The organism is Aurantiacibacter marinus, assembly GCF_001021555.1.
In the GTDB taxonomy this organism is placed as follows: Bacteria; Pseudomonadota; Alphaproteobacteria; order Sphingomonadales; family Sphingomonadaceae; genus Alteraurantiacibacter; species Alteraurantiacibacter marinus.
On the sequence record NZ_LDCP01000003.1, the window covers coordinates 424,780 to 431,998 of the forward strand.

Annotated in this window: 6 protein-coding genes; 5 read left to right on the forward strand and 1 reads right to left on the reverse strand. The window is 57.9% G+C overall.

What is annotated here, in order from left to right:
• The first annotated feature begins 93 nt into the window (after window positions 1-93).
• The 5 genes from AB731_RS12080 to dnaE are packed head-to-tail and all read left to right on the forward strand — an operon-like array spanning window position 94 to window position 6,459.
• Entirely contained in the window at window positions 94-1,335 is a 1,242-nt protein-coding gene (locus AB731_RS12080) for a lipoprotein-releasing ABC transporter permease subunit (protein ID WP_047094593.1), read from the forward strand.
• Entirely contained in the window at window positions 1,328-2,002 is a 675-nt protein-coding gene (locus tag AB731_RS12085; protein WP_047094592.1) for an ABC transporter ATP-binding protein, read from the forward strand. The genes AB731_RS12080 and AB731_RS12085 overlap by 8 nt, the downstream gene beginning before the upstream one ends.
• Window positions 2,003-2,017: 15 nt before the next feature.
• Window positions 2,018-2,539 (forward strand): hypothetical protein, encoded by a 522-nt coding sequence (locus tag AB731_RS12090; protein ID WP_047094618.1) that lies wholly within the window; start codon window positions 2,018-2,020, stop codon window positions 2,537-2,539.
• A gap of 47 nt (window positions 2,540-2,586) precedes the next feature.
• Window positions 2,587-2,934 carry a hypothetical protein gene (locus AB731_RS12095; RefSeq protein ID WP_047094591.1) on the forward strand — a complete coding sequence of 116 codons (348 nt, stop codon included), beginning with the start codon at window positions 2,587-2,589 and terminating at the stop codon, window positions 2,932-2,934.
• Window positions 2,935-2,991: 57 nt separating this feature from the next.
• Entirely contained in the window at window positions 2,992-6,459 is a 3,468-nt protein-coding gene (gene dnaE / locus AB731_RS12100) for a DNA polymerase III subunit alpha (RefSeq protein ID WP_047094590.1), read from the forward strand.
• A 376-nt stretch (window positions 6,460-6,835) separates the two neighbouring features.
• On the opposite strand, the gene AB731_RS12105 is transcribed toward dnaE, so the two are convergent.
• A partial coding sequence (locus tag AB731_RS12105; protein WP_047094628.1) for an OmpA family protein occupies window positions 6,836-7,219 on the reverse strand: 384 nt, incomplete at its 5' end.

The window sequence follows — 7,219 nt, forward strand, 5'->3', positions numbered from 1 at the left end:
GTTAACCCTTCGCTCATACCAAACATGTTGAATAAGCACGCAGGGCCACCTAAGCCGCAATCCCGTCAGTCTAGATCCGAGAACCCCTTTTCCGTGATCCTATCCCCATTCGAATGGTCCATCGCCAAACGGTATATGTTACCGGGCCGGAGCGAGGCAGTCATTGCGCTGGTCGCAGGCATTTCAATCACCGTGGTTATGCTGTCGGTTGCCATGTTGGTAATCGTGATGAGCGTAATGAATGGGTTTCGCGCCGAACTGCTCGACCGTATTACCGGGCTTAATGGCCATGCCGTGGTGCAGGCCTATGGCGGACGGCTCGAAAATTGGGAAAGCGTGCTGGAAGAAGTGCGCGAGACGCCGGGCGTAACCCGTGCCTCACCGCTGATTGAACAGCCCTTGCTGGCCAGCTTTAACGGCAGGGCAGAGGCAGTTTTCGTTCGCGGGAACACTATGGAAGACATTGAACGGCTGGAAGTCAATCTGGTCGCAGGCAGTCTTGATACGCTGGTGCCGGGCGAGCGCAACGTAGCGATTGGTTCGCGACTTCAGCAGAATCTTGGTTTGCGCCTTGGTGAAACGATAACGATCATCAACCCGCAGGGCCGAACCACTCCCTTTGGCACAGTGCCGCGGCAAGTTGGCTACACGGTCACAGCAGTGTTTGAAGTCGGTTTGTACGATTTTGATGAACGCTTCGTGGTCATGCCCATACCCGTCGCACAAACGCTGATGATGACCGGCGATTCCATCAGTATGATCGAAGTGCAGACAGAAGACCCCGACCGGGTAAATGAAATACTCGCGCCGATCACGGAAAGCCTTTCTGGCCGCGCCATCGTAACCGACTGGCAAACGATGAACGCCTCGTTGTTCGAGGCATTGCAGGTCGAGCGCGTGGCGATGTTCTTCGCGCTGTCGATCATTGTGCTGGTGGCCGCTTTCAATATCCTGTCCTCGCTGGTGATGCTGGTGCGGTCCAAAACCCGCGATATTGCAATCATCCGGACAATGGGCGCAACGCGCCGCAGCCTGATGAAGATATTCGTGACCACCGGTTCTATCGTGGGCCTGGTAGGAACAATGGCCGGGTTGGCTGTGGGCTTTCTTGTGCTGTTCTTCCGCAATGGCATCGTGACCGGTCTCAGTACCGCATTCGGGATTGAACTGTGGGACCCATCGGTCCGTTTCCTGACGGAGTTACCTTCGAAGACCGATCCGGGCGAAGTCATGATGATCGCGGGCATGGCACTCGGACTCAGCTTCCTTGCGACGCTCTACCCGGCGTATCGCGCATCCAATACCGATCCGGTGGAGGTCCTGCGTTATGAGTGATCCAGTTGTAAGGTTGACCGAACTTGCCCGCAGCTTTGAACAGGGCGGCGTACGCATCGATGTGCTGAACGGTGTCAATCTGACGATTGAACCGGGCGAGATCGTGGCGCTTGTCGGCCCGTCCGGCTCCGGCAAATCGACCATGTTGCAGGCTGTCGGCCTTCTTGAAGGCGGCTTCTCCGGTAAGATAGAGATCGCTGGCCAGGATGCCAGCACTCTGGACTCCGCAGAGCGGACGACACTGCGCCGCGATCATCTTGGGTTCGTCTACCAGTTCCACCATCTGCTGCCAGACTTCACCGCTCGCGAGAACATCGTCTTGCCGCAGCTATTGCTTGGCGTCAGCCGCGCGGATGCCGTGGTGCGGGCAGAACAGCTGCTTGGCGCGCTGGGGCTGGAACATCGCATGGATCACCGCCCCAGCAAGCTGTCCGGCGGAGAGCAGCAGCGTGTTGCCGTGGCGCGCGCGCTGGCGAACAAGCCGCAACTTGTCCTTGCGGATGAGCCAACAGGCAATCTGGACGAGAAAACATCCGAACGCGTGCTTGGTGAATTCCTCGAACTTGTGCGCGGACAAGGCAGTGCAGCGCTTGTTGCGACTCATAATGAACGTCTGGCTGCGCGCATGGACCGTGTGGTACGATTGCATGAGGGACGTATCGAATAGGGAAATATCATGCACATGATCGCTTCCACACTGGCTGCACTGATGCTTTTGCAGGAGGCGCCGGCACCCGCTGTGCCAGCTGCACCTCCTGTTCCAGCATGTGCCGCGGAGCAGTATCAGGCGTTTGATTTCTGGGTTGGCGAGTGGAATGTCAGTGCCAACGGTTCCGATCAGCAAGTTGCTACAAGTGTGATAAGAAAGCTCGCCAATGGCTGCGCTATTCATGAAACCTGGATGCCGCTGCAAGGGGGCGGCGGGACGAGCGTTTCGACACGCGATCCGAACAGCGGGACCTGGCATCAGTTGTGGGTGGGCAGTGTGCCTGGGCGCGTGTTTTTTGAAGGTGGCCCGGTTGAAGGCAATATGGTGCTGACCGGCTATTGGGGCACAGACAACAACGGTGTCGCGCAGCTCATCCGCATGACTTACACGGCGCAGGAAGACGGCACAGTGCGCCAGTACGGGGAAGTCAGCACGGATCACGGCGCGAACTGGTCAGACAGCTTCGATTTTATTTATTCGCGGCAAGCCGGGTAACCGCGTGCCTGCCTGATGCGAATTGATCAGGTAAAGGAGACATTGGCATGATCGAGGCGTTTTCGGACTGGTTCTTATCACTCGGCGTGGTCTACGGTGTGAATCCGTGGATATTTGGTGCGATCTATGTCGGCGCGATCCCGTTCTTCCTTCTGAGCATCGGGTGGCTGATAAGAAACGCACGCGCTGGAAAATCGACCATCTTGCCGACGATGCTGGCAGGCTTTTTCTTCGTCTCTGCCTACATCTATCTCGCGATTGCAGGACGCAATATTCCGGTCTGGGTGTGGGTATTCCTCGCTGCACTGGTTGTTTATGGCGCCATTTCGCAAGTGCGCCAGACGCGCAAGAAGGTCGCGGCCGCGCGGGCGGAAAGTCTCGGCCCTTCGGAATAGGGGATAGGGGTAAAATGCCCCCTTCAATCGGGGCTATTCCGCGCGCATATTGGCAACATGCCTCATGCCTCCTTCATTCCCCTGCGCGTTGTCTCAAGCTATTCCATGCTCGAGGGTGCGATAGACCCCAAGGAAATAGCCAAGCTCGCCAAAGAACGGGGCTTTCCCGCCATCGCCATGTGCGACCGCAATGGCCTGTACGGGTCGAGCATGTTTGCAGGGGCCGCCAAGGGCGAGGGTGTACAGCCGATCATCGGTTGCCTGCTGGGCGTGATCCGCGGCGAGGGTGAGCCGGTCGATTACCTGCCGCTCTATGCGCAGGACGAGGAAGGATGGAACAATCTGTGCCATCTTGTCAGCCGGGCGCATCTTGATCGTCCGCTTGAGCTTGATCCACACGTCACTTTCGACGACTTCACCGGACATACAGGTGGCCTGATTGCGCTGACCGGTTCCAGCGAAGGCGCGGTGACGCGGTTGCTTGCAGATGGGAAAGAGCGCCGCGCACATGACATGGCAGAACGGCTCTCCACGCTGTTTCCTGGGCGCCTGTACGTAGAACTCGCCCGTCGCGGCAACCCTATTGAGGAAGCCGCGGAGGAGGGCTTGCTCGATCTCGCCTACGCGCAAAACCTGCCGCTGGTCGCCACCAATCCGGCCAATTTTGCAGAACCGCACATGCACAGCGCCCATGACGCGATGTTGTGTATCGCCCATTCCTCTCAGATCGACAGCAGCGATCGGCCAACATCCAATCCGCAGGCCTTCGTAAAGACTGCCGCAATGATGGAGGAATTGTTTGCCGATTTGCCAGAGGCGACTTCAAATACGCTAGTAATCGCGCAGCGCTGTGCATTTTCTCCGCCACGCCGCAAGCCAATCCTGCCCAGTCTGGCTGGTGACCTCGAAGGCGAATCCAGATTGCTGGAAGAGGACGCCAGAAAGGGTCTCGCTGCTCGGCTAGAGAAGTATGATGACCTGTCCGACGAAGAGCTCAAGATCTATGTCGACCGGCTTGACTATGAAGTCGGCGTCATTCGCAACATGGGTTTTCCCGGTTACTTCCTGATCGTTGCCGACTTTATCAAATGGGCCAAGGCGCAAGGGATACCGGTGGGGCCGGGACGTGGTTCGGGGGCAGGATCGCTTGTCGCATGGTCGCTGACAATTACTGACCTTGATCCAATACGTTTGGGCTTGCTGTTCGAGCGGTTTCTTAACCCCGAACGTGTTTCCATGCCGGACTTCGACATCGACTTCTGTGAAACGCGGCGCGGCGAAGTAATCCGTTATGTGCAGGACCGCTACGGCCACGACAAGGTCGCGCAGATCATCACCTTCGGTAAGATGAAGGCGCGCGCCGTGCTGCGCGATACCGGTCGCATTCTGCAAATGCCCTATGGTCAGGTGGACCGGCTGACCAAAATGGTGCCCAACCACCCGACAGACCCGTGGACGCTGCCGAGAACGCTGAACGGAGCAGCGGATTTCCGGCGCGAGTATGACAATGATAACGAGGTGAAACGCCTGGTTGATTTGGCCATGAAGCTGGAGGGTTTTCCCCGCAACTCCTCTACACATGCGGCGGGTGTTGTGATCGGTGATCGCCCTTTGAGTGAGTTGGTTCCACTGTACCGTGATCCGCGATCAGACATGCCAGTCACGCAATTCGACATGAAGCATGTCGAGGATTCCGGACTGGTCAAGTTCGACTTCCTCGGCCTGAAGACGCTCAGCGTATTGCGCAAGGCGGTCGATTTGCTCGATCGGCGCGGTGTGACGGTCGATCTCGACACTTTGCCGTGGGACGACGATGCAGTTTACGATCTGATGAAGCGCGGTGACACTGTGGGCGTCTTCCAGCTTGAATCCGAAGGGATGCGGCGCACGCTGACGGCGGTAAAGCCGACAAAGTTCGAAGACATCATCGCGCTCGTCTCACTTTATCGTCCCGGTCCGATGGACAACATCCCGCTGTTCGGGAAACGTAAGGCTGGCGAGGCAGCAATCGAATATCCGCATGAGAAACTGAAAGGCATTCTCGAAGAGACCTACGGCATTTTTGTCTACCAGGAACAGGTCATGCAGGCCGCGCAAATCCTTGCGGGATACTCGCTTGGCGATGCCGATTTGCTGCGCCGTGCAATGGGCAAGAAGGTCCAGGCCGAAATGGACGCGCAGCGCCAGCGCTTCACCGATGGCTGCGGGGAGGTTTCGGGCATTCCGCCGAAGCAGGCGAACGAACTGTTCGATTTGATCGACAAATTTGCCGGATACGGTTTCAACAAATCTCACGCCGCTGCCTATGCCTTGCTAAGTTACCAGACCGCGTGGCTGAAAACCCACTATCCCGAAGAATTCTACGCCGCGTCAATGTGCTTTGACATGCATCAGTCTGAAAAATTGGCGATTTTCGTGGATGATGCGCGCCGCAACGGCATTGCTCTGCTGGCGCCGGATATCAATTCGTCGGAAGCTGAGTTCACTGTCGAACAGACCGATGAAGGCTGGGCCGTCCGCTATGCCTTGGCGGGCATTCGCAATGTCGGCGAAAAGGCGATGGAGCAAGTCGTGGCGGAGCGACTGGCGCATGGCCCTTTCGAAACGCTGGAAGACGCACTTCGCCGATGTCCGGCGGGCTGCATGAATCGCAAACAGTTGGAAGGGCTTGCCGGAGCAGGAGCTTTCGACAAGCTTGAGCCTAACCGCGCCAAGGTGATGGCCAATGCGGACATGCTGCTGGCTGTTTCCGACGCAGCGAACCGCGAGAAGGCAAGTGGTCAGGCAGCGCTGTTTGGCGGCGAGGATCACGCAGAACCTTCGCTGAAGCTAGCCGAAGCTGCGCAATGGACCCGGCCCGAACAAATGGCGGTTGAGCGAGAGACATTCGGCTTCTATTTCGCAGCGCATCCGGTGCAGGAACACCGAATGATTGCCTCTGCGAATGGCGCCCGCAGCTATTCCGCCTTGATGGACAGCGGCGTGACTGGTGGGCGACAGCCGGCTGTAATGGCGGCTCTGGTGGAAAGCGTAAACAAAGGCCGCACCAAAAGAGGCGCCGAATTTATCCGGGCCGATTTCTCGGATGCAACGGGGCAGTTCAGTGCTGCCTGTTTTGAAGAATCACTAGTCGAAAGTTTCCAGAAATGGGCGGCGGAGGGAACCTGCGTGTTGCTCAATGTCGAACTGGATTCTCCCAATCCCGATGATCCTCCGCGCGTAACTGTGCGCGGTGCCAGACCGCTGGCGGAAGTGACGAGCACTGCCCGCATGCAGATCACTGCTGATATTAACAACATTGCCGGATTGGCAGCTTTGCGTGATGCGCTGACCATCGGGAGGGCAGGGCACGGTGAAGTATTGGTGCGGCTGTGTATCGGAGAGGACGCCGAGCCGCAGCTACTGCTTGGTCGCGATTTCGCGCTGGGAAGTGAGCTGGCGGAGCAACTGGCGGACATGCCCGGCCTCGCCAATGTCCGGCTCGTGCCGATCAAGGGCATTGGCCATTTGCGTCTGGTGGCTTGATTCACGCCATAGCCGCCATTGCCCAGGTTTCGGCAGTCGGCAGTTTTGTGCAGGGACGCCCGGTGTGAACTGTCAAAGCCGCGCGACTTTCAACAATCGCTCAAGCCGCCTGCAGGGCGCACGCGCGCAGACGCGTAATTGCGTCGCATGAATCGATCAGGCTGACGGTCAAGTGGTCAGAGCAGAGTGTTTAGAAAGCTAACTCTCAACACAAATTTGCGGACAGGCCGATGGTGAGCGAAAGCTGCGTTATGGAGCGCGTTGCCTGTGCTTGGTTATCAACTGCTCCGACAGCTTCTGCGCCAATCCCAGACAAACAAAAGGGGCCGGGAGATTGCTCTCCCGGCCCCTTTTTTTGTCTGCCGCTAGGCTGGACTTACATGCCCGAACCGGGGCCGTAGGTCACTTCAACGCGGCGGTTCTGCAGTTCGCGGACGCCGTCTGCCGTAGCAACGCGTGGCATGCTTTCACCGAAAGCTTCGCTTGCGATGCGAGCAGCTGGAATGCCGCGGCCTGTCAGATAAGACTGAACAGATGCGTTACGACGCTCTGCCAGGCCCATGTTGTAGGTTACGCTGCCCGAACGGTCTGTGTGACCGGCAAGCATGACGCGTGCAGTTCCGCAATCGCCGTAGGCTGTGACAGCGCTGTTAAGCACGGTCGCTGCTTCTGGCGTAATGTCCGACTGATCCCAATCGAAGAATACGATGTAGGGGCCCGTGTTACACTGCGCCTGCGGAGGAGGCGGAGGTGGTGGGGG